General features: G+C 36.9%; 22 protein-coding genes and 1 other annotated feature. Of the genes, 17 read left to right on the forward strand and 5 right to left on the reverse strand.

The features are described 5' to 3' along the window. Positions 1-11 precede the first annotated feature (11 nt). The 7 genes from IGJ52_RS06235 to IGJ52_RS06265 all read left to right on the forward strand — a co-directional run bounded on the left by IGJ52_RS06235 (position 12) and on the right by IGJ52_RS06265 (position 8,721). Positions 12-560, forward strand: coding sequence for a CvpA family protein (locus IGJ52_RS06235; protein WP_002357705.1), 549 nt, complete (start codon positions 12-14; stop codon positions 558-560). Between the two features lie 111 nt (positions 561-671). Then, a complete protein-coding gene (locus IGJ52_RS06240) occupies positions 672-3,038 on the forward strand; it encodes an endonuclease MutS2 (protein ID WP_002374929.1) in 2,367 nt (788 codons plus the stop codon). A 97-nt stretch (positions 3,039-3,135) separates the two neighbouring features. Beyond that, positions 3,136-3,450, forward strand: a complete 315-nt coding sequence (trxA, locus tag IGJ52_RS06245; protein WP_002419758.1) for a thioredoxin — start codon at positions 3,136-3,138, stop codon at positions 3,448-3,450. A 164-nt stretch (positions 3,451-3,614) separates the two neighbouring features. Beyond that, positions 3,615-5,411 carry an excinuclease ABC subunit UvrC gene (gene uvrC / locus IGJ52_RS06250; protein WP_002371199.1) on the forward strand — a complete coding sequence of 599 codons (1,797 nt, stop codon included), beginning with the start codon at positions 3,615-3,617 and terminating at the stop codon, positions 5,409-5,411. 804 nt (positions 5,412-6,215) lie between these two features. Continuing rightward, on the forward strand, positions 6,216-6,482 hold the full coding sequence (locus IGJ52_RS06255) for a DUF3884 family protein (RefSeq protein WP_438791972.1): 267 nt from the start codon (positions 6,216-6,218) through the stop codon (positions 6,480-6,482). A gap of 84 nt (positions 6,483-6,566) precedes the next feature. Continuing rightward, positions 6,567-7,466: an ABC transporter ATP-binding protein gene (locus IGJ52_RS06260; RefSeq protein WP_010816496.1), complete on the forward strand. Its 900-nt coding sequence runs from the start codon at positions 6,567-6,569 to the stop codon at positions 7,464-7,466. Next, positions 7,459-8,721 (forward strand): ABC transporter permease, encoded by a 1,263-nt coding sequence (locus IGJ52_RS06265; RefSeq protein WP_010715169.1) that lies wholly within the window; start codon positions 7,459-7,461, stop codon positions 8,719-8,721. The genes IGJ52_RS06260 and IGJ52_RS06265 overlap by 8 nt, the downstream gene beginning before the upstream one ends. A gap of 35 nt (positions 8,722-8,756) precedes the next feature. Here the strand turns inward: IGJ52_RS06265 and IGJ52_RS06270 are convergent, their stop codons facing one another. Next, the gene (locus IGJ52_RS06270; RefSeq protein WP_016613969.1) at positions 8,757-9,755 is read right to left on the reverse strand and encodes a LacI family DNA-binding transcriptional regulator; all 999 of its coding nucleotides are present in this window, start codon (positions 9,753-9,755) and stop codon (positions 8,757-8,759) included. Between the two features lie 141 nt (positions 9,756-9,896). Between IGJ52_RS06270 and IGJ52_RS06275 the strand changes: the two genes are divergently transcribed. Continuing rightward, positions 9,897-11,291 (forward strand): 6-phospho-beta-glucosidase, encoded by a 1,395-nt coding sequence (locus tag IGJ52_RS06275; protein WP_438791973.1) that lies wholly within the window; start codon positions 9,897-9,899, stop codon positions 11,289-11,291. Positions 11,292-11,316: 25 nt separating this feature from the next. Here the strand turns inward: IGJ52_RS06275 and IGJ52_RS06280 are convergent, their stop codons facing one another. After that, positions 11,317-11,823, reverse strand: coding sequence for a hypothetical protein (locus IGJ52_RS06280; protein WP_002366637.1), 507 nt, complete (start codon positions 11,821-11,823; stop codon positions 11,317-11,319). 245 nt (positions 11,824-12,068) lie between these two features. Here IGJ52_RS06280 and abc-f point away from each other — a divergent pair, with 245 nt between their 5' ends. Then, positions 12,069-13,535, forward strand: a complete 1,467-nt coding sequence (gene abc-f, locus IGJ52_RS06285; RefSeq protein WP_438792182.1) for a ribosomal protection-like ABC-F family protein — start codon at positions 12,069-12,071, stop codon at positions 13,533-13,535. A gap of 40 nt (positions 13,536-13,575) precedes the next feature. Here abc-f and IGJ52_RS06290 read toward each other — a convergent pair whose 3' ends face one another. Then, entirely contained in the window at positions 13,576-14,862 is a 1,287-nt protein-coding gene (locus IGJ52_RS06290; RefSeq protein ID WP_002361770.1) for an NAD(P)/FAD-dependent oxidoreductase, read from the reverse strand. A 137-nt stretch (positions 14,863-14,999) separates the two neighbouring features. Between IGJ52_RS06290 and gdhA the strand changes: the two genes are divergently transcribed. Next, entirely contained in the window at positions 15,000-16,346 is a 1,347-nt protein-coding gene (gene gdhA / locus IGJ52_RS06295) for an NADP-specific glutamate dehydrogenase (protein ID WP_002366640.1), read from the forward strand. 181 nt (positions 16,347-16,527) lie between these two features. Continuing rightward, entirely contained in the window at positions 16,528-17,877 is a 1,350-nt protein-coding gene (locus IGJ52_RS06300; protein ID WP_002357685.1) for a glucose-6-phosphate isomerase, read from the forward strand. Positions 17,878-17,942: 65 nt separating this feature from the next. On the opposite strand, the gene IGJ52_RS06305 is transcribed toward IGJ52_RS06300, so the two are convergent. After that, complete coding sequence (locus IGJ52_RS06305) at positions 17,943-18,122, reverse strand: hypothetical protein (RefSeq protein ID WP_002357684.1); 180 nt, start codon at positions 18,120-18,122, stop codon at positions 17,943-17,945. Between the two features lie 57 nt (positions 18,123-18,179). Next, positions 18,180-18,623, reverse strand: coding sequence for a class Ib ribonucleoside-diphosphate reductase assembly flavoprotein NrdI (nrdI, locus tag IGJ52_RS06310; RefSeq protein ID WP_010816499.1), 444 nt, complete (start codon positions 18,621-18,623; stop codon positions 18,180-18,182). 208 nt (positions 18,624-18,831) lie between these two features. Next, positions 18,832-18,879 (forward strand) — a sequence feature (sodium ion sensor (DUF1646 type); this cis-regulatory element may regulate processes involved in with the transportation of sodium ions). Positions 18,880-18,995: 116 nt separating this feature from the next. On the opposite strand from nrdI, the gene IGJ52_RS06315 reads away from it, so the two are divergent. Genes IGJ52_RS06315 through IGJ52_RS06340 form a run of 6 tightly spaced genes read left to right on the forward strand, consistent with a single transcriptional unit; the run spans position 18,996 to position 23,706 of the window. Continuing rightward, positions 18,996-19,319, forward strand: coding sequence for a V-type ATPase subunit F (locus IGJ52_RS06315; protein ID WP_002381927.1), 324 nt, complete (start codon positions 18,996-18,998; stop codon positions 19,317-19,319). Beyond that, positions 19,309-21,288 carry a V-type ATP synthase subunit I gene (locus IGJ52_RS06320; protein ID WP_438791974.1) on the forward strand — a complete coding sequence of 660 codons (1,980 nt, stop codon included), beginning with the start codon at positions 19,309-19,311 and terminating at the stop codon, positions 21,286-21,288. The genes IGJ52_RS06315 and IGJ52_RS06320 overlap by 11 nt, the downstream gene beginning before the upstream one ends. Before the next feature lie 27 nt (positions 21,289-21,315). Then, positions 21,316-21,789 carry a V-type ATP synthase subunit K gene (locus IGJ52_RS06325; protein ID WP_002363905.1) on the forward strand — a complete coding sequence of 158 codons (474 nt, stop codon included), beginning with the start codon at positions 21,316-21,318 and terminating at the stop codon, positions 21,787-21,789. A 16-nt stretch (positions 21,790-21,805) separates the two neighbouring features. Further along, on the forward strand, positions 21,806-22,387 hold the full coding sequence (locus IGJ52_RS06330) for a V-type ATP synthase subunit E (protein WP_002365627.1): 582 nt from the start codon (positions 21,806-21,808) through the stop codon (positions 22,385-22,387). Positions 22,388-22,403: 16 nt separating this feature from the next. Continuing rightward, complete coding sequence (locus IGJ52_RS06335; RefSeq protein ID WP_002366645.1) at positions 22,404-23,405, forward strand: V-type ATPase subunit; 1,002 nt, start codon at positions 22,404-22,406, stop codon at positions 23,403-23,405. Then, entirely contained in the window at positions 23,395-23,706 is a 312-nt protein-coding gene (locus IGJ52_RS06340) for a V-type ATP synthase subunit F (protein ID WP_438791975.1), read from the forward strand. Before IGJ52_RS06335 ends, IGJ52_RS06340 begins: the two co-directional genes overlap by 11 nt. Positions 23,707-23,712: the final 6 nt, after the last annotated feature.

Raw genomic sequence — 23,712 nt, forward strand, 5'->3', positions numbered from 1 at the left:
AGGATGACAAGATGTTAACAATACTTATTTTATTACTTTTAGCCTTTGGATTTTATACAGGAGCTAAACGAGGCTTGATTTTACAAGTGCTCTATTCGGTAGGTTACTTAATTTCATATTTTGTTGCTCGAACCTATTACAAAGAGGTCGCCTCTCATTTAGAATTGTATATTCCATATCCATCGGTTACGCCAACGTCAAAGCTTGTCTTTTTTAATCAAGAGATTTCTTTAGACTTAGACAAAGCCTTTTATTCAGCGGTTGCGTTTCTATTATTGCTGTTTGCAGGCTGGTTAGTCGTTCGTTTTTTAGCTATCTTTTTACATGGATTAACATTTATTCCAGTTTTGAAACAGGTAAATGGACTATTAGGTGGCGTATTAAGTGTTCTTGTATTATACGTGGGTCTTTTTCTAGTGTTAGCTACGGCGTCAATGATTCCGTCAGATATTGTCCAAAATCAGTTTCGGTCAAGTGGCTTGGCACGAGGCATTGTAAAAAATACCCCAATTCTAACAAAACAAGCATATGAATTATGGGTTGAACCAATTACGAAATAAAGCTGAATGGGACTGAGATAGAGATAAGAAGTAAGTGAGCAAAAGCGAAACTTCTTATGTTATGTCTCAGTCTTTTCAACAAATGAAAAAGTTAGAAAAGTAGGTGGAAAAATGAATCAGCGCATTCTATCAACATTAGGGTTTGATAAAGTAAAACAACAGTTGTTGCAATTTATTGTGACAGCTCAGGGGACAAACGAAGTTTCGGAATTATTACCGATTGCTGATGAAAATAAAATTCAATCATGGCTAAATGAAACACAGGATGGTTTAAAAGTTCAACGATTACGTGGTGGAATCCCTATTCCTAAACTAGAAAATATCCAACCACACATGAAACGGATTGAAATTGGTGCGGATTTAAATGGTGTAGAATTAGCACAAGTAGGCCGTGTCTTGTCGACTACTTCAGAACTGACTCGTTTTTTTGATGAGCTAAGTGAAAATGAAGTGGATTTTGAACGTTTATATATGTGGCGAGAGCAACTAGAAGTTTTGCCTGAATTAAATCGCCAACTCAAACAAGCCATTGATGATGATGGCTACGTCACAGATGAAGCTTCGCCAGCCTTAAAGGCAATTCGGCAAAATATTCGACGTAGTGAGCAGACCATTCGAGAAGAACTAGATAGTATTATTCGTGGGAAAAACGCACGTTACCTAAGTGATGCCCTTGTTACTATGCGAAATGAACGCTACGTGATTCCAGTCAAACAAGAATATAAAAATGTTTTTGGTGGCGTGGTTCACGACCAAAGTGCTTCAGGTCAAACCTTATTTATTGAACCTAAACAAATTTTAGAAATGAATAATCGCTTGCGACAACAACAAATTGCCGAAAGAAATGAGATTACTCGCATCTTGGCAGAACTGTCGGCCGAGTTGGTCCCTTATCGCCGTGAAATTACGCATAATGCTTATGTAATCGGTAAACTTGATTTTATTAATGCTAAGGCGCGACTAGGAAAAGAACTAAAAGCAGTTGTTCCAGAAATTAGTCAAGCAAATCATGTAGTTTTTAAACAAGCTCGGCACCCGCTATTGGATCCAGAAAAAGCTGTAGCCAATGACATTGTGATTGGTGAAGAATATCAAGCAATTGTGATTACAGGGCCTAATACCGGCGGGAAAACCATTACTCTGAAAACGTTAGGTCTTTTACAATTAATGGGCCAAGCTGGACTACCTATTCCAGTTGAAGAAGAGAGTAAAATGGGGATTTTTACAGAAGTATTTGCGGATATCGGGGATGAACAATCGATTGAACAAAGTTTAAGTACTTTCTCTTCACATATGACGAATATCGTGTCTGTCTTAAAGAAAGTCGATCATCAAAGTTTAGTACTGTTTGATGAATTAGGTGCTGGGACAGATCCGCAAGAAGGGGCCGCTTTAGCGATTGCCATTTTAGATTCATTGGGCGCTAAAGGAGCTTATGTGATGGCAACAACCCATTATCCTGAATTAAAAGTGTATGGCTATAATCGAGCTGGAACAATCAATGCCAGTATGGAATTTGATGTAGATACCTTGAGTCCAACCTATCGTTTATTAATTGGCGTGCCTGGCCGAAGTAATGCTTTTGAAATTTCGAAACGTCTTGGATTAGACAATAGTATTATTGAAGCTGCAAAACAAATAATGGACGGTGAAAGTCAAGATTTAAACGAAATGATTGAAGACTTGGAAAACCGTCGCAAAATGGCCGAAACTGAATATTTAGAAGCTCGCCACTATGTTGATGAATCGGCCGCTTTGCATAAAGAACTGAAAGAAGCCTATCAAGTATTTTTTGAAGAACGAGAAAAAGAATTACAAAAAGCGCGGAAAGAAGCAAATAAAATTATTGCAGAAGCGGAAGAAAACGCAGAAACCATTATTTCTGATATTCGCAAAATGCAATTGGAAAGTGGCCAACAAGGTGGTGTCAAAGAACATCAGTTAATTGATGCGAAAACACAACTTTCTCAATTACACCACGAAGAAACCAAGCTTGCTAAAAACAAAGTGCTGAAGAAGGCGAAAGAGCAGAAAAAATTAAAAGCTGGCGATGAAGTAATTGTCAATACCTACGGCCAACGAGGGACATTATTAAAAGACAACGGCAAAGGACAATGGCAAGTCCAATTAGGCATTTTAAAAATGAACGTATCTGAAGAGGATATGACGCCTGTCGCTCCACAAAAAGAAGCAAAACCAAGAGTTACAACGGTTCGTTCTGCAGAAAGCAGTCATGTTGGCACACAACTAGACTTACGTGGCAAACGCTACGAAGAAGCATTGGCAGAAGTTGACCAATACATTGATGCTGCGATTCTAGCGGGCTATCCACAAGTAACCATTGTTCACGGTAAAGGAACAGGTGCATTAAGAACCGGAATAACGGAATTTTTAAAAAATCACCGCAGTGTGAAAAGCTATGAATTTGCGCCACAAAACCAAGGCGGTAATGGTGCGACTGTCGTGAAATTCCAATAAACAAGGACTTACAATAAGTAAGCAGAACACTCGCTATCTTAGAGATGACGTGTTATACTAAGCATGTAGTAAGAGTAAAGAGTAGGAGGTTTGTGAAATGACACAAGCAATTACCGATAAAGATTTTGCAACAGAAACAGATGAAGGATTAGTCTTAATCGACTTTTGGGCAACTTGGTGTGGCCCTTGTCGTATGCAAGCACCCATCTTAGAACAATTATCTGAAGAATATGATGAAGACGAAGTAAAAATCGTCAAAATGGATGTGGATGAAAATCCTACAACACCAGCAAGTTTTGGAATCATGAGCATCCCAACATTGCTATTGAAAAAAGATGGCGAAGTTGTTGAAAAAGCAGTCGGTGTTCATACAAAAGATCAATTGCAAGCAATGATTGCCAAACACTTATAAACGTTGATTAGTCATTACGAATAGTCTGATTCAGTCTGAAGAGAAATCATTAGCGATTGTCTTTTCAGGCTGTTTCTTTCGTACATAAAGTAGCGGCTTTTTTTGTTTAATTACAAAAAGAGGTGTATAATAGATGAAGTATTTTGTTAGAAAGGAAGTATCGTATGAACGAACGAATAAAAAATAAATTAGCACTGCTTCCTGATCAACCTGGTTGTTATTTAATGAAAGATAAAAACGGCACGATTATCTATGTTGGGAAAGCCAAAATTTTGAAAAACCGTGTCCGGTCTTATTTTCGTGGTAGCCATGATACTAAGACAGAACGATTAGTCAGTGAAATCGATGATTTTGAATATATTGTGACAGAATCGAATATTGAAGCACTTTTATTAGAAATTAATTTAATCCATAAAAATAATCCCAAATATAACATCATGTTAAAAGACGATAAAACCTATCCTTTTATCAAAATCACAAACGAAAAATATCCTCGTTTAATGATTACTCGAAAGGTTTTAAAAGACAAAGCGTTATATTTTGGCCCATATCCAGATGTAAATGCAGCGAATGAAACAAAGAAACTGTTAGATCGGCTTTTTCCTTTGCGAAAATGTAATCCGTCGCAAAAAACACCTTGTTTGTATTATCATTTAGGACAATGTCTGTGTCCCTATGCTTTTGATGTGGATCCGCAAGTCTACAAAGATATGGTGGAAGAGATTAAAGGGTTTCTCTCTGGTGGACATACAGAAATTCAGGACCGCTTACAAGAAAAAATGGCTTATGCAGCTGCACATATGGAATTTGAAAAAGCTGCAGAATTTCGCGATCAAATTAAAGCGATTGAAACAGTTATGACCCGCCAAAAAATGACGAATGTAGATTTAATTGATCGTGATGTGTTTGGTTATGCTGTTGATAAAGGCTGGATGTGTGTCCAAGTATTCTTTGTCAGACAAGGAAAATTAATCGAACGTGATGTATCGATTTTTCCATTTTATGATGATGCCAGTGAAGCATTTTTAACTTTTATTGGACAATTTTATCAAGAGAATGAGCATTTTGTGCCAAAAGAAGTCTTGATTCCTGATGACATTGATAAAGAAAGCGTTGAAGCGTTATTAGCTACGAAAGTCTTGCAGCCGCAACGGGGAGAAAAGAAAAAACTGGTTAAATTAGCCAGTAAAAATGCTGCAGTTGCTTTAAATGAAAAATTCGATTTGATTGTACGGAAACAAGAACGAACAATTGGCGCAGTTGAAAAATTAGGCAATGCGATGAACATACCTGCGCCCATTCGAATTGAAGCATTTGATAACTCAAATATTATGGGAACAAACCCTGTTTCTGCGATGGTTGTGTTTATTGACGGACGGCCAGCTAAAAATGAGTATCGAAAATATAAAATAAAAACCGTGCAAGGTCCTGATGATTACGCTTCTATGAGAGAAGTCATTTATCGCAGATATTCACGAGTTTTAAAAGAAGGCTTGCCTTTTCCTGATTTAATTTTAATCGATGGTGGTAAAGGTCAAGTCGATGTTGCCAAAGATGTGTTAGCCAATCAACTAGGAGTCGATATTCCTGTAGCTGGATTAGCCAAGAACGACAAGCACAAAACGAGTGAACTTTTATTTGGTCCAGACTTAGAAGTTGTACCATTGGAAAGAAACTCACAAGAATTTTTCTTGTTGCAACGAATCCAAGATGAAGTCCATCGTTTTGCAATCACATTTCATCGTCAATTACGTAGTAAAAATAGTTTTGCTTCCAAATTAGATAACATTGAAGGCTTGGGACCGAAACGCAAAAAAAATCTTTTAAAAGAATTTAAATCGCTTAAAAATATTACGGCAGCCAGTGTTGAAGAATTAAGAAAAGCTGGGTTACCTGAAACTGTCGCAAAGAATGTGTATCGTCATTTGCACCAAGAAACAACCTCTGAGATAGAAAAATAAATGAAAACAAGCCAGAGGTCGGGACAGAAACGTTTAGCTCCGAGAACCAAGTAGGTACTGTTCAACATCTATTTGCTTTGCAAATAGTGTTTCTCAGCAATAAGAAGAAATTTCCGAAAATTGTCATAAAACACAACGAGGTACGAGTTGATGTTGCATGATACACTACACTCCGTTTCGTTCGCATCAATTTCTACGCATGGAACATGCTAGAATTGAAGGACCCGGTGTTCTTTAATTTTTGGAGACCAAGTCCTTCAATTCTTAGTGATTTATCACTTAGAGATTGATGAGATCGGAGCTCTGCGAAGTAGGTATTGTTCATCATCGAATCACTACGTTCTTCGTGATTCTCAACACTTGGAAGGATTAAGATACGCCGAACACTTGTGTGAGAAAGTCAATTTCGGCTTATTGTTTTCTCGCCAAAGGCTCGTCACAGTTTTATCCTTGTAAGTTCCGAAGGACCTTCACCAAGTAGGTACGATGATTTCATCTGTTCATGCTTCACAGTGAAACATCGCAACTCTTAGAGCTGTAGCTCTTTTGAAGGCTGTACTGTGACGAGACGCATGTCGAGAAAACACCTTAGAAGTTGTTGAGATCGGAGCAACGCGTAGTGTTGGTTCTGTTCCCGCCGTTTATAAGGTTTTAAGCCTGGGACAAAAATCCAAAGTGATTTTTGTCCCAGGCTCTGTTTTTTTTTATTCAATTTTTTCATGAAAAGTTGAACTCTCAAGAAAATATGATAACGATTTCTTTCGTGATATACTAATACTAACTTAAAAGAGAGGACGTCTGATCATGAAAATACTAACACCCGTTTATCAAATAAAATTTAAAAAAGTACCAAATCAATTACTGATTGATGAGCGTTTAATAAATGAATTGGGTACGTGGCTGAATCGTACAGGTCGAATTTGGGCCTGCCAATCATCAAAATCGGCAAAGGAATTTAAAAATAAATTTTATGAAAGCACAGGCTTGACCGCAAATGAAGTGCATATTTCTGCCGAGACGGATGGCCTTTTTCGCTTAGCAGAAAATAAAGCGTGCAACATCTTTCCATAACAATTGTCATTGACAAGCTAACACAGGAAAGATACGATATGAGTAACTAAACAGCGGTTTAGAAAAAGTGAAGGGGGCGTTTATGTGTTAGAGGTAAAAGAGTTAGTCAAAACCTTTGGGGATTTTAAAGCAGTTGATCATGTATCCTTTACGATACCGGACGGGAAAATTTTAGGATTAATTGGCCAAAATGGTGCCGGAAAAACAACTACGTTTCGCTTGATTTTAAATTTTTTAACACAAGATAGCGGGTCGGTTTTATGGAATGGTCAACCATTAAACGAAAAAGAATACAATATTATTGGTTATTTACCAGAAGAACGGGGTTTATATCCTAAAATTACGATTGAAGACCAACTAATTTATTTCGCTTCATTGCGGGGGAAAACTAAAAAAGAAATTGAACCTAAAATTGACTTTTGGATGGAAAAATTTCAAGTTAAAGGCAAAAAAACAGATAAAGTTAAATCTTTATCAAAAGGAAATCAACAAAAAGTTCAATTGATTGCGACACTTATTCATGAACCGAAGTTAATTATTTTAGACGAACCATTCAGTGGCTTGGATCCAGTTAATGCAGAATTATTAAAAGACGGCATTATTGAATTGAAAAATCAAGGTTCTTGTGTCATTTTTTCCAGTCATAATATGGACAATGTGGAAAAAATCTGTGACCATTTAGTCATGTTAAAAAATGGACGCATGGTTTTAGATGGTCAGGTTCATGAAATTCGACAACAATTTGGTCGAACAAAATTATTTTTAGAATCACCGTTATCTGTTGAGGAAGTTGCTGCTACAGCAGGTGTGAAAGAAGCACACTTGCGACAAGATGGCGTCTTAGAAGCGACATTAGAAAACGCTGAAGTGGGCAAAGTGTTGTTTGATAAAGCGACAGCCAACGGCTACATTCCAATGTTTAATCAACAACCACCAACATTGGAAGAAATTTTCAAAATGAAAGTAGGTGGGCGAGATGAGTAAATTTTGGATTATTGCGACTGATGTCTATAAGAAAAATGTGAAGTCGCTGTCTTTCTTAATCATGATTTTAGCGCCATTTCTTCTTGTAGGAATTGTTTACTTAGCGGGCTCTCTAGCTAGCGGTTTTTCAGGAGATACTACCATTGGTCTGGTTTCGGAAAATCAAGCGCTGGTTAAAGAGTTGACAAAGAATAAAACAGAGGACTTTTCTTTTAAAGCTGTTTCTTCTGAGAAAAAGGCCCAAGAACAATTAAAAGACGAGAAAATTGATGCCTATTTACTTTTGGACACTACAGATAATCAGATTTCTGGTCAGCTTTACTCTGAACGCTCTTTAGGAAATGCAACCGAGATGCTAATCCCTCAAATGTTAAACCAATTACAAACAATGGCGAATGCCAATCGTTTAAACCTAACAGCTGAGCAAGTTGCCATGTTGAATCAACAAGCAACATTTAAAAAAGCCAAAATTAGTTTTGATGAAAATGGCAAAATAAAAACAGGAGAAGATAACACAGGGATTCAAATGGCGTTAGCAATGGGGATAACAATTTTGTTATTTGTCTTCATCAGCAGTTATTCTTCAATTATTGCCCAAGAGATTGCTTCTGAAAAAGGCACTAGAATCATGGAAGTTATTCTCTCTAGTACAAAAGCGCAAACCCATTTTTATGGCAAATTAACTGGGGTTATTCTAGTAGCTTTAACACAAATTTTCATTTACGGAGTGGCGTTTGTTCTCGGCTATTCTCAATTGAAAAATCTTGATTTTATGAAAAGTCTATTAAGTGGTATTTCACCACAAAATATTTTTTCATCAACCTTTATTTTTACATTAGGCTTTTTCATTATTGGTATTCTCGTTTTTGCTGTTTTGGCAGCACTTTGTGGTTCTCTTGTTTCCAAACCAGAGGATACAGCAAAAGCAGTTCAGCCCATCATGTATATTGGTTTAATCGGTTATATGATCGGCATTACGTTTGGGACGAATGATCCACAAAATATCGTGGTGAAAGTGACTTCCTTTATTCCGCTGATTTCGTCATACATTATGCCAGTACGCTTGGCGACCGAAACGGCATCAACAATGGAAGCAATTGTCTCATTAGTGATTTTGGCAGTCTTTGGAATTATTTTAACAATCTTCTCTGCTCGTTTATACAAATCAAACGTTCTTGTATACAGCGAAGGCGGCATGATTCAATCCTTAAAACAGTCAATTTCTATTTTAAAAAATGAACAAAAGCATAAATAATTTTTGTTTAACTCTAAAAGGACCCGGTAAATCAGTCAAAGTGACTGATCTGCCGGTTTTTTTTTAGGCACCGTTCGTCGTTCAACTAGACGAACGGTTAATTTTTTTTCAGGAATGTTCGTCTGATTTAATTGGTTGTATAGGTAAATAAATGAGTTTTCGGCTTGATACTGAATGGCATAATCAACAGTCGTAATATGCATCAATTCACTGACATAACTATTATCAAAGCCAATGACAGCGACATCTCGAGGAACGGCATAATTTAGATTTTCAAGTTCTGAAATAAACTCAGCTGCTACGTGATCATTATAAAAGGCCAAAGCTTCTGGCTTTTCGGTTAATTGTTGCCAGTAATGGGCAATTTTGCGACCAGAATGGTTAGTATACTGATCATTAATCAGCCACTCAGCTTGCCAAGGTGCCTGAGTGTTTTCATAAAAATCTTTCATTGCACGTTTTCGTGCTTGCGTGTTTAAATTTTCGGGATTACCGAGGACATGACCGATTTTTTGGTATCCTTGTTGTTGTAAATATTCTAAGGAACGATAGTAACCAGAGTAATGATCAATGTAGGAAGAGTATATATTAGGTGAATCGATACGATGCCAGGTTGCTAAAGGACCATATGCGCTGTAAGGCTCAATCACCGACCATTCATTTGTTCGTGTCAATAAAAACAAGCCATCTAATTGTTTGTATTTTAATTGGTTCAAGGCATCAATTTCTTTCTGCTGATCGCCATCTGTAAAAAATAAGGTTACGGAATAATTGTAATTTTTGGCAATTGAAATAAAGCGATTCAAGAAAATGCCTAAGGAACCTAAATAACTAGGGGCTAAAAAGCCAATGGTTTTTGTGGCACCTGCTCGTAAATTCCGCGCCACATAATTCGGAGTATAATTTAATTCTTTCATTGCTTTGAGAATTTTTTCTTGACTATCGGTACTCACATATCCTTTTCCAGAAATTAAGCGAGAAACAGTCGATTTCGAGACACCGGCAACTTTTGCTACATCAATGATAGACGTCATTTTTTACCTCCAAAGTGGAATGTATTCTTATAAGAAGTATAGCATACATTTTTTTGAAAATAGTGCTTGACATGGGAACATTCCCATAATTTATCCTAAAGATGTAAACGATAACAATTTAATCAAGGAGGAAGAAGACGGATGACAAGAGGAGCATTAAAAATTGCAACAATTGGTGGCGGTTCTAGTTATACACCTGAATTAATTGAAGGATATATTAAAAGAAAAGATGAACTGCCAATTAAGGAAATTTGGTTAGTCGATATTGAAGCTGGTAAAGAAAAATTGGAAATCGTTGGGGCAATGGCGAAGCGCATGATTAAAGCTGCTGGTTTAGATTGGGAAGTTCATTTAACATTGGACCGTGAAGCAGCCTTAGAAGGGGCGGATTTTGTTTCAACACAGTTTCGTGTAGGATTATTAGATGCTCGCATTAAAGATGAACGGATTCCTTTGTCCCATGGAGTATTAGGCCAAGAAACAAATGGCGCGGGAGGAATGTTTAAAGCATTTCGAACGATTCCTGTCATTTTAGCTATTATTGACGATATGAAACGTCTTTGCCCAGATGCTTGGTTAGTGAATTTTACCAATCCAGCTGGAATGGTTACGGAAGCCGCAATTAAACATGGCGGTTGGAAAAAAACAGTTGGCTTATGTAATGTGCCGATTGGTCATAGAAAACAAGCGGCCGAAATGCTGGGAATTCCAGAAGAAGACTTATTCTTTAAATTTGCTGGAATTAATCATTTCCATTGGCACCGCGTTTGGGACAAAGAAGGACAAGAGCGAACACAAGAACTCATTGATTTAATTTACGGACCTAAGCAAGAGCAAGAAAGTCATTTGAAAAATATTTTTGATGCGCCGTTCCATTATGAACAGTTAAAAGATTTAGGAATGTTACCATGTGGTTATCATCGCTATTATTATATTGAAGATGAGATGTTGAAGCATTCCATCGAAGAGTATGAACGGGGCGAAACAAGAGCACAAGTGGTTAAAGAAACGGAAGGTCGTCTGTTTGAATTGTATAAAGATCCCAAACTAAATTACAAACCAAAAGAATTAGAAGAACGGGGCGGCACACACTATAGCGATGCAGCTTGTGAAATGATCGCATCAATTTATAATGATAAACGAACGGATATGGTTGTTTCTACTGAAAATAATGGGACAATTACTGATTTACCGTATGATTGTGTTGTAGAAGTATCTGGACCTGTAACAGCACATGGCCATGAACCTTACAACTGGGGGGCCTTTCCGCCAGCAGCACGAGGAATTATTCAAAATATGAAAGCTATGGAAGAAACGGTTATTCGAGCAGCCATCAATGGTGATTACGGCGCAGCATTGCATGCTTTCACTATTAATCCATTAGTTCCTGGCGGCGTCATGGCGAAGACCTTGTTGGACGAATTATTAATTGCCCACAAAGCACATTTACCGAATTTTGCAGATGCGATTAATAAAATTGAAGAAACACAACCAGAAACAGTCACATATGTGGCCGAATTAATGAAAAGTAATTAAAAAATATCGCACGCTAAAGATTCGTTTAGTGTGCGATACTTTTTTTAGAATAGGAAGCAAAGGGTTCCGTTTTTTTCTTGACAGTAAAATGATAGGTTTGTTGCCGGAACAGCCACTGAATACCAGAGTAAATTAAAATTTCAGCAATAATAAATGTCGAAAGTTTCTGTGCGGAAAGGAATAATAGCGTTAAAATTAAAAATAAGACGACACAGGTATAAAAAACGTGTTGCAATTTTTTAGAATTGATAATCGTGATTTCTTTGGTATCTTCAGTAACTTCAATGCGCCGATAAAATTGGAACCAGCCTTCATAGAACGTTAAAACATCCCCAGGATCAGCCTCAATTTCAATAGGTACATTAGTAAAAAGTTTCCCTTGATGCACACCATTTTTATAAAATGTAAAATAGCGTAACGCGCCCCAAGCTGATGTTTTTCGTGTCAATGTAATCTTCATGGTTTTCACCTCCGTCTTTATTTTGCCATAGTTTCGGTAAAATTGTATCCTACTAAAGTCCGATTCTCTGATTTTAGGGTCAGAATTGACAAAAGGAAGCAGAGGTGTTAATGTGGGAGTAATTAAACGAGGAGGTATAATTGTATGTTGGCATCTATCAGAATTTGGATTGACTTTTTGACAAAATAAATTGAATAAATCTTATCAAAAAGTCTGAAATTAAAATTCATGGGTGACGTGTGTACTTTTATACGAAACTACAAGGATAGCGATTAGGCTGTCCTTTTTTGCGTACCCAAGATTCTTTCGTTTCAGAAATGAAAGAAGAGGGCGAAATGAAAAAATTAAGTATTCATCTGAAAGAAGTAAGTATTCACTTTTCGGGAAAACCAATTCTAGAAATTGATGAATTATTTGTATATGAAAATGAAAAAATTGGGATTATTGGTAAAAACGGCGCAGGAAAATCAACACTGCTCAATTTAATTATGGGTAAGATTCAATCAGATAAAGGAAAAGTTCAAAGATTGAACGACTTTCATTACTTGGCACAAGTAGCTGAAGAAATAACGAATGAATCAGAGAAAACTGACAAAAACTGTTTGCTAAATCAGAAAAATCAAAAACTAAGTGGTGGCGAAAAAGTCCAAAAACGCTTAGCAACATTATTTTCAGAGTATCCAACCGGGGTTATTTTAGATGAACCAACCACACATTTAGATAAAGAACATCGTCAGTTGTTAGTGGCAGATTTAACGTATTATTATGGGACCGTTTTGTTTGTTAGTCATGATCGCTTTTTCTTGAATCAATTAGCAGAGAAAATTTGGGAAGTTTCGGATGGACATGTCAAAGAATATTTAGGGAACTACGATGCGTATTGTCGTCAAAAAGAATTGGAACAGCAAACACAATATAATGTCTATCATCAATATCAAAAGGAAAAGAAAAAATTACAGGAATCTTACGCAAAGAAACAAGCACAAGCGCAAAAATCTAGTCATGTTTCAAAAAAACAAAAACAAAAGCAAATTCAACCTAGTCGTTTAGCTGGTTCTAAACAAAAAGATACCGTACAAAAAGCACTCCAAAAACAAGCGAAAGCGGTTAATGCCAGAATTGACAGATTACCCGATGTTGCGCAAGCAAAACAAGAGCGAAAAATTATTTTTCCTACTAATAATCAGTTCTCTTTATACAATCCATATCCAATTAGAATTGAAAATTTAACTTTCGCTTATGAGAATCGAACAATTCTTAACCAAGTGAACGTTCAAATTCCTTTAAACGAAAAAATAGCACTTTGTGGAAAAAATGGTGCTGGGAAGAGTACCTTCCTTCAACAAATTGAAGCCCGTCACCCGGCCATTTACTTTTCTCCCAAAGTCCGGTTAGGAACGTATCATCAATTAGATTATCGATTAAAAAATGATGAACCACTGTTGACTTATTTATTGAAGCGGACAAATTATTCTGAAAAGATTGTGCGTTCACTTTTATATCGTCTAGGTTTTCAACAAGAAAATTTACAGACAAAGATATCTTCTCTAAGTGGTGGCGAAGCCATAAAAATTACTTTGGCTCAATTATTTATAGAACCAAATAATATCATCTTATTGGATGAACCCACCAATTTTCTTGATTTAGAGACAATCCAAGCACTTGAAGAATTTATAAGTGCCTATCAAGGAACAGTAATTTTCACATCGCATGATGAAACGTTTGTGGAAAAAGTAGCCACCCGCACTATTTATTTAGAAAACGGGAAAATTATTGATAAATAAAAAAAGTAGACAAAAAGTCGCTATTTTAGCGACTTTTTGTTTAGACTTCTTCAATTGGTAAATAGGTGTATTCTGCAATTTCTGCGGCATGGGAGCCAGCAACATGTCCAGTGACAAATGCAGCTGTAACATTGTAGCCTCCAGTATAGCCATTAATATCTAAAAGTTCACCAGCAAAAAATAAACCATTGACTAATTTGCTCTCCATTGTTTTAGGGGTCACTTCTTTGAGGGAAATCCCACCGCCTGTGACAAAAGATTTTTCCAAGGGCAATGTTTTCGTAACAGTGAACTGAAAGTCTTTCAGTAGTTCAACAAAGGAAAGACGTTGCTTTTCTGTCAGTTGTTTGGCAGGCACTTCTTCAATTGCTAGTTTCTCTAGATAAAAAGTAAGCAGACGTTCTGGTATTAAAGAATGAAAGGCATTTTTTGCCACTTTATTTGGCTGTTCCTCAATCATGTAATCAACGTTTTTCAGCACTTCTTCAAAAGATTTTGTAGGAAACACATCCAAGGCTACCGTGACAGGTTGATTGCCGTTGCGAGTTAATTCTTGGTTAATAAAACTAGAACAGCGGAGCGCGGCAGGTCCTGAAATGCCAAAATGTGTAAACAGCATATCCATTTGATGATTAACTAAAGGTTTTCCTTTTTGGTTCAAAACAGTTAAATTAATATCTTGTAAAGAGAGACCTTGCAACGTTTTATCAAGGATAAAAGGTTCTTCAGAAATAATAGGCGATTCGGTAGGGTAGAGAGGGCTGATGGTATGCCCCATTTTTTTGGCTAGTTTATAGCCATCACCAGTTGCTCCTGTGGAAGGATAAGTGCGGCCGCCAGTTGTTAATACAACACACGGTGCATAAATTTTTTCCAGTTCGGTTTCAACGCCAATTATTTGATCGTCTTTTCGTAGTAATTTTGTGACCTGTGTTTTTGTAAAAACAGTGACTCCTAATTCGTTAATGCGGTTAAATAGCGCATCAACAATTGACTTCGATTTATCTGTAACAGGGAACATGCGTCCGTGATCTTCTTCTTTTAAGTGAATACCATTGGATTCAAAAAAGTTCATGATATCATAGTTATCAAATTGTGAAAATGCGCTGTATAAAAATTTTCCATTCCCAGGAATAAATGAAATGATTTCTTCTGCGGGCCGATTATTGGTTACATTACAGCGGCCGCCACCAGTCATTAATAATTTTTTCCCAACACGGCGATTTTTTTCAATCAATAATACTTGAGCGCCTGCTTCTGCGGCCGCAATCGTGGCCATCATACCACTCGTCCCAGCGCCGACAATAATTACATCAAATTTCTTCATAGTTCTCCTCCAATTCAATAGGTAGTGTACCATAATTACGGGATTTTTTCTGGATTTAAGGAAAAAATAAACGTTTGACTATGGTAATTTTTGAATTTTCAGTTAAAATAAACCTATAACAATGAGAGGATGATTAAATGGACGCAAAACAATATGTTAAAAATATTCAAGAAAAGATTCACCAATTAGACCAAGGTCAAACAGAATATTTACAAGCAGTCGATGAGTTTTTACCAACCGTAGAAGGTTTTTTAGAAAAAAATCCTCAATACATTGAAGCAAATATTTTAGGTGTCTTGATTGAACCTGAACGTATTTTTCAATTTCGTGTGCCGTGGCAAGATGACCAGGGCAACTGGCATGTGAACAGAGGCTATCGTGTTCAATATAATTCAGCGATTGGACCATACAAAGGTGGTTTGCGGTTTCATCCAAGTGTGAATTTAAGTGTGATGAAGTTTTTGGCCTTTGAACAAATTTTTAAAAATAGTTTAACTGGTTTGCCAATCGGTGGCGGCAAAGGCGGTAGTGATTTTGATCCAAAAGGTAAGTCAGATGCTGAAGTGATGCGCTTTTGTCAAAGTTTCATGACCGAACTTCAAAAACATATTGGTCCAAGTACAGATGTTCCAGCAGGCGATATTGGCGTAGGCGCTCGTGAAATTGGTTATTTGTTTGGCATGTATAAACGCTTGCGCAACTATGATGCAGGAGTGTTGACTGGCAAACCTTTAGGATACTGGGGAAGCCAAGCAAGAACAGAAGCGACGGGTTATGGAACGGTTTATTTTGTTAAACATTTATTAGCAGATAAAAACGATACGTTTGAAGGCAAAAAAGTTGCTGTTTCTGGTAGCGGGAATGTCGCAATTTATGCCATGGAAAAAGCAACTGAGCTAGGTGCCACAGTAATCACATGTTCCGATTCGTCTGGTTTTGTCTATGATCCAGAAGGAATTGATGTGGCGTTAGTAAAAGAACTAAAAGAAAAAAATCGTGAACGCATTTCAAAATATGTTGAAACACGTAAAGGCGCAACTTATTATGATAAAGAATCTGTTTGGGATTTCGAAACAGCGTATGACATTGCGTTACCATGTGCAACACAAAATGAAATCAACGAAAAGCAAGCTGCTATTTTAGTGAAAAACGGAGTGAAAGTCGTGGCAGAAGGCGCAAATATGCCTTGTACACTAGAAGCAGTCGCCGTTTTTGCTAAATCAGCTGTAATTTATTGTCCAGGTAAAGCCGCTAATGCAGGTGGTGTTGCGGTTTCTGCATTAGAGATGAGCCAAAATGCTGAACGTTTAGCTTGGTCCTTTGAAAAAGTTGATGGTATGCTAGATCAAATTATGCAAAATATTTATGAGACTTGTCGTGATACAGCTAACGAATATCAGGCACGAGATAACTTTGTTTTAGGTGCGAATATTGCTGGCTTCGAAAAAGTAGCGGCAGCGATGCTAAGTCAAGGACTCGTTTAATAACAAAAAATGCTAGGAAATCCTAGCATTTTTTATTGGTTTGTTTGATTAAGAGAATAAATATCTCTAATTAAATAGTTAAAATTAAACAATTGGTCTATCCAAAAGAATTTGCTTGAAAAAATGTCTAAAAACACGTAAAGTATACATGTAGTAAGTTTACTTTCGAGGAGGAAAAGGAATGTCACACATTCAATTAGATTATTCCAAATTAGCACCATTTGTTGCTGACCATGAATTGGAATACATGCAAACACAAGTCACTGCAGTGGACAAAGCATTACGTGAAGGTACAGGAGCTGGTAATGATTTTACTGGCTGGATTGATTTACCAGAAAACTATGACAAAGAAGAATTCGCGCGCATTAAAAAAGCAGCAGCAAAAATTCAATCTGACTCTGAGGTATTAGTAGTCATTGGTATCGGTGGTTCATATTTAGGTGCCCGTGCAGCAATTGAATTTTTGACACATTCATTTAATAATCTATTATCAAAAGAAGAACGGAAAGCGCCACAAATCTTCTTTGCTGGAAATAGCATCAGCTCAACTTATTTAGCTGATTTAATCAATGTGATTGGTGATCGTGATTTTTCTGTCAACGTTATTTCAAAATCTGGAACTACGACAGAACCAGCGATTGCTTTCCGCGTCTTTAAAGAGTTATTAATTAATAAATATGGCAAAGAAGAAGCCAATAAACGTATTTATGCGACAACTGACCGTGCTAAAGGAGCAGTAAAAGTTGAAGCTGATGCGGAAGGTTGGGAAACATTTGTGATTCCTGATGATGTGGGCGGCCGTTTCACTGTTTTAACGCCAGTAGGTCTTTTACCAATCGCTGTTAGCGGCGCGGATATTGATCGTTTAATGGAAGGTGCAAATGATGCACGTAAAGAATACGGCGCAACGAGCGACTTAAAAGAAAACCAAGCCTATCAATATGCTGCGTTACGTAATATTTTATATCGTAAAGGCAAAACAACTGAAATGTTAATTAACTATGAGCCTGGCATGCACTATTTCTCTGAATGGTGGAAACAATTATACGGTGAATCAGAAGGTAAAGATGGCAAAGGTATTTTCCCAGCAGCCGCAGATTTTTCAACTGACTTACATTCTATGGGTCAATATGTTCAAGAAGGCATGCGTAACTTATTTGAAACAGTGGTTAAAATTGAAAATCCACGCCATAGCATTTCAATTCCAGAACAAAATGAAGATCTAGATGGCCTAGGCTATTTACAAGGAAAAGAAATCGACTTCGTCAATACAAAAGCGTTCGAAGGTACGTTGCTTGCTCACACAGATGGTGGTGTGCCAAACATGATCGTTAAAGTGCCAACAATGGATGCTTATTCATTAGGTTATGTTATGTACTTCTTCGAAATTGCGGTGGGCATCTCAGGTTACTTAAATGGGGTTAATCCATTTGACCAACCAGGTGTTGAAGCTTACAAACGCAACATGTTCGCTTTATTAGGTAAACCAGGTTTTGAAGAATTAGCAAAAGATTTAAATGCACGCCTATAATTTGTAAATAACAGAAGAAAAGAGCCAGAAACGTAAGTGTTTCTGGCTCTTTTCTTCTGTTTAAATTATTTTTCCAATGGTTCGTTCCATTTTTTAGGACTCCAAATAGTTCCTTCCAATGCAACTTGAAGACTTTCATTATCATCTTCTAATTGTTCAATATATTTGATGGTTTCCTCGATAATAAAAGAATTGGGTTCTTCGCTGATTGACTGAAGTTGTTCTGCTAACCATGTATTTCTCATTTTTTTCACCTCAAAATGTAGTCTATCATAGGTGAGCTTTTTAGTAATGAAACTTGCTTATTGGTTTTTCTTTAAAATAGCATAAATTCGTTCAATATCCGCTTGAGTACCTCTTAATTCATAGTCAGCTAAGAAGGGAAAGTTAAATTGTTCCGCATACTGTTTAGCTGTCAGGCAGTATTGGTGGTTAAAGTTTTTATTGCCGCTGCCCACCACGCCAGAGCAATAACGATAATTATTTTCAAAAGTAAGATATTCTCGCATGACTTCTGTTAAAATTTCGGTATTGCCGTTGTTGATGCCATCGCCACCATCTAAATAGGTAGGCACAAAAGTAAAAAATGGTTCTGTTTCTACTTCTAACGGAGAATTTTCCGAAATTTCTTTGAAAGTAATCGTAGGATTTTTTTCGTTGTGCTGATGTTGCTCTTCGGCATAAGCTGTTAAATGTTGAACAAATGAGCGTGTATTACCAGAGATTGAAATATATCGTATATTCATCAGAGATCCCTCCAAATAAATTTAATTGTTTACGTAAGTATAGCACATCTATGTGAAAAAAATTCAAGATCAATAATTATAAAGCGAAAAAAATAATGCCTTTTTATTACCTATTATAAAAGTGAAAATTTGTTATTTTAATTCATTTGGGTAAGTATTGAATTTTGCGAAAAACTTTGCTAAGATGGTAGAGTATTGAATAAAGAATGGTTGGGCGAAAGCTTCAAGGATTCAGTTCTTCAAGGGGTGAGAAGAACAATTTTTGAGTTTGCGCCTTTTTGCATACCTAAAACAAAAGGGCTGAGCGTATCTCTATTTCGCTAGTCCTTTTTCTTATATGCTAAAGGTGTAAAAACTAAGGAGGTGGAGACAATGGTACAAGAAGTACTAGAGCAAATCAAGGCAGCGGAGGATGCGGTGGAAGAGCATCGGCAACAAGCTAAGATGAATTGTCGTTTATATGAAGAACAGAAGCAAGAACGTTTAGCTGAACTACGTCAAGAGAGTGAAGAAGCTGTTGAAAAAGTGCTGACGGATTCACTAGCAACGCAAGAAAAGATGTTACAACTTGAAAAAGAACAACTTTTAGATGAAACAAAGCGCACTGAACAAGCGCTTCACGAACGTTATGAAGCGAACAAAGAACAAGTCATTGATTCAATTATTGAGAGGGTGAAAGACGTTTATGGCAGTTAGTAAAATGGAAAAAATGACAATAATTGCCGCTGCCGAAAAAGAAGCAGCAATTCTACAAGCCATTCAAGGCTTGCAAATTGTCGAAGTAAAACGGATTTTTCATTCGCCTGAAGAAGAACAAGCCTTAAAGAGTCAATATTCTTTTTTACAAGCAGAACAGTCAACTGAACAGCTACGTAAATATGAAACGATGCTACAACAATTGCAAGAGCTTCTTTTATTTTTGACACGCTCTTCAGGAAAAGGGTTAAAGATAAAAAGAAAAGTCTATACCTTAGAAGAGTTGGAACAAACCTTTGATGAAAAAACATTACAAAGCTATTTGACGGAATTAAAGAATATTCAAGAATCTTTGAAACAAATTCAAACGGATCGTCAAGGGTTAGAAGCAGAAGAAGAATTATTAGGCCGCTGGCAATATCTGGATGTTCTACCACACAAACAGCAGTTAAAAAGTAGTCATGTCGTTCATGGTTCGATAAATCTAGCCAATAAAGCCAGTTTCTTGAGCGCTTTGTCTCAATGGCCAACGGTTTATTTTGAAGAAATTTATCAAAGTATGCATCATAGTTATTTTACACTCGTTTACCTGAAGAAACATCAGCAGAGTGTAACCGAGTTATTAAACCAATATAGTTTTGAACCACTCCAATACCGTTATGATGTTCCGCCTAAAGAGGCATATCAACAAGTCAAAGAACGATATGAAATTTTACAAAAAGAAGAAAAAGCCTTAAAGCAACAACTGGCTTCTTATCATGATTTCTATGAAACGTTTTGCTTGGCTGAAGAAGTCTTATTGGCGGTTATCCAAAGAGAACAAGCACGTCAACATTTGTTAAATGCTTCATCATTTTTCATCTTGCAAACGTGGATTCCAGTCGAAGAAAAAGCCGATATTTTGACAGCGATTGAAGAAAAAGTTCCTAAGGACGAAATAGCTCTTACTTTTGAAAATCCTACGAAGGCGGAAATTGAGACAGATATACCAGTTAAACTAGCGAATAATAAATTGGTGCAGCCGTTTGAAATGTTAACAGAGATGTATAGCTTACCAAAATATGAAGAAGTTGATCCGACACCTGCGATGATGCCGTTTTATCTAGTCTTTTTTGGCATGATGGTAGCGGATATTGGCTATGGCTTACTGATGCTACTCTTGTCTATTATTGCGTTGAAAGCATTTGTTTTACCGAGAGGCATGAAACGTTTTGCCGACTTTTTCTTGATTTTATCATTTCCAACAATTATTTGGGGCTTCATTTACGGTTCGTTTTTCGGTGCAGCATTACCGCCAACAATGTTTGGAATCAAATCACCATTTCCGATTTTATCAACGACCGAAGATGTAAATACGATTCTTATTTTATCGGTTATTTTTGGGTTTATCCAATTGGTTGTCGGTCTAATGATTAATGGGATTCAGTTATCAAAACAAAAGCGCTATTTAGATAGCATTAACGAAAGTTACGCTTGGTTAGGGATTTTGTTTGGTTTAGCATTGTTAGTCGTTGGTAAATTAGTGGTTAAAAATGAAGGCTTATTTACAGCAGGTGCGATTTTAGCTAGCCTTTCTGCCATTGCAATTATTGTGATTCCAATGATTCAATCGAAGACCAAATTAAAAGGCTTAGCCAAAGGACTGTATGGATTATACGGCGTGACAGGTTATGTCGGTGACCTAGTTAGTTATACACGTTTGATGGCGTTAGGAATTGCTGGGGGAAGTATTGCTTCAGCGTTTAATATGCTCGTTGAGTTCATGCCGCCAGTTGCCCGTTTTAGCGTGGGGATCTTGCTGTTAATTGTTTTACATGCGTTAAACATATTCTTATCGTTATTAGGTGCGTATGTTCATGGCGCACGTTTGCAATATGTTGAGTTCTTTGGAAAATTTTACACAGGCGGTGGCCGGGCGTTTAATCCGCTAAAAACAAAAGAAAAGTATGTCAATGTTGAGAAAAAATAGAAAATTATTTATTGGAGGAAAATAGAGATGATGGATTACTTAATTAATAATAATGGTGGAATTGTTTTTGCAGTATTAGGAATGGCGATGGCAACAATTTTTGCTGGGATTGGATCAGCCAAAGGTGTTGGCTTTACTGGGGAAGCAGCAGCAGCTTTAACGACGGAGCAGCCAGAAAAATTTGGTCAAGCGTTGATTTTACAGTTATTACCAGGTACACAAGGACTATACGGTTTCGTTATTGCTTTCTTAATTTATATTAACTTAGGAAACGATATGAGTATGGTTCAAGGATTGAACTATTTTGTAGCAGCTTTACCAATTGCCTTTGCTGGATTGTTCTCTGGGATTGCCCAAGGTCGTGTAGCCGCTGCGGGGATCCAAATTTTAGCGAAGAAACCAGAACATGCAACAAAAGGAATTATCTATGCTGCCATGGTTGAAACTTATGCCATCTTAGGGTTCGTAATTTCCTTCTTACTTGTATTGAACGTCAAATAATTGAGGAGGCAGATGGATGGATGCCATTGAAAAAATCATCAGTGAAATTAAGCAGCAAGGAAAGCAAGAAGTCGAAGCCTATGTCACCAGTGAACAAACGCGCATCGATCAAGAATTCCAAGCAGCACAACAAGAAATTTTGCTGAAGCAAGAACATGAAATAGAAAAACGACAACAACAATTATTAAAAGAATTTAAACAACGCCAACAACGGCAAACACTAGAAATTCGTCAAGATGCATTAAATAAAAAACAAGCATATCTTAACCAATTATTTGACGAAGTGGTCTTAAAGATGAGTGAATGGTCAGCGGAAGAATTTCAACAATTTATGAAAGCACAATTAGGCTCACTTGAATTAACAGGAAAAGCAACCATTCTTTTAGGCGAGTATTCTCAAACGAAAGTGACGCAAGAATGGCTGACCGCTCTTTCTGATGCTACTGTTCAATGGGAGCTTTCAGAGGAAGTTGTTCCAAAAGAAAGTGGCTTTATCGTTGCAAAAGACGGTTTGGATTATAATTTTCTCTTTTCAGCATTAGTTGAAGAGATTCAAAAAACAGAAGGCTTTAAAGTAGCAGAAAAACTTTTCAGTTAAGAAGGGAGGACGTAGCATGAGAAAACCAACGTATCATCAAATTAATCCGCTGATTCGTTTAAAAGAAACGGAGCTGCTTTCTGAGCAACAGTTTCAACAACTTTTAGAAGCGGAAACAGTTGAAGACGTTAAAAATATGTTAAAAAGTACGGTTTATCAACCTTATTTAACCGAAACTTTTGAAGAAAAATTTGACTACCATTCTTCTGAAGCGCTGGGAAATCTTTATCGCTGGTTATATGAAATGGCTCCAGAACCAGCTGTAGTAACGTTGTATACGATGCGTTTTACCTTCCATAACTTGAAAATTTTGACGAAAGCTGAGCAAACAGGTAAAGATTTTGATTATCTTTATTTAGAGGATGGTCGTTATTCTCTAAACACAGTCAAAAGCGCCATTCATACAAAAAACTCTTCCGAACTTGAGCCAGCATTATTAGAAGTGATCCGTGATGTTTTTGCCTATCTGGAAGAAGGCGGTTTGCCACAAGCAATTGATATCCTTTATGATCGAGCATTTTTACAGCAACAGCGAAAATTAGCGGATGAATTGGGCTATGAAGAGTTAACGAAGGAAGTCATCGCTTTTATTGATTTAACCAATCTATCAACGATGGCTAGAGGGATTGTTCAACATCAAAACAGTAACTTTTTATCAACCGTGCTTTCTAGCGCTGGCAGTATCTCAAAGAAAGAACTGTTGACCTATGCGGAAAAGTCACTTGTAGAATTTACAGCATTTGTCAGAACAACGAATTACGGACAACTATTAGAAAAGATTATCAATAAAGAAACCAATGAATTAAATTTATTGGCTTTTGAAAAACTCAAAGATGATTACCTGACCTCAATGTATGAAAACGGTCGAACGGTTGCTTTTGGGCCGCTCCCATTACTAGCCTTTTTGAATGCGAAAGAGGTTGAATGGAAAAATCTACGTTTAATTTTGGTCGGAAAACATAGTGGGTTTTCAAATGAAAAAATTCGAGAAAGGATGCGAAAAGTCAATGGGGTATAAAATTGGTGTCATTGGAGACAAAAATTCAATCTTACCATTTAAACTGTTTGGCTTTGAGGTCCATCATGCCATTTCAGAAATGCAAGTTAGAGAATCCATTGAAACTATGGCGAAAAATAAGTTTGGTGTCATTTTCATAACGGAAGAAGCCTCTACTTTAGCAGAAGAAACGATTGAACGATACAAAGAACAAGTGACACCAGCGATTATTTTAATCCCAAGTCATAATGGTACAATCGGAATCGGTTTAAGTGAGATTGAAAAAAATGTTGAAAAAGCAATTGGACAAAATATTTTATAATGCAAA

The sequence above is a fragment of the Enterococcus sp. DIV1758 genome (genome assembly GCF_051711985.1).
GTDB classification, from domain to species: domain Bacteria; phylum Bacillota; class Bacilli; order Lactobacillales; family Enterococcaceae; genus Enterococcus; species Enterococcus faecalis.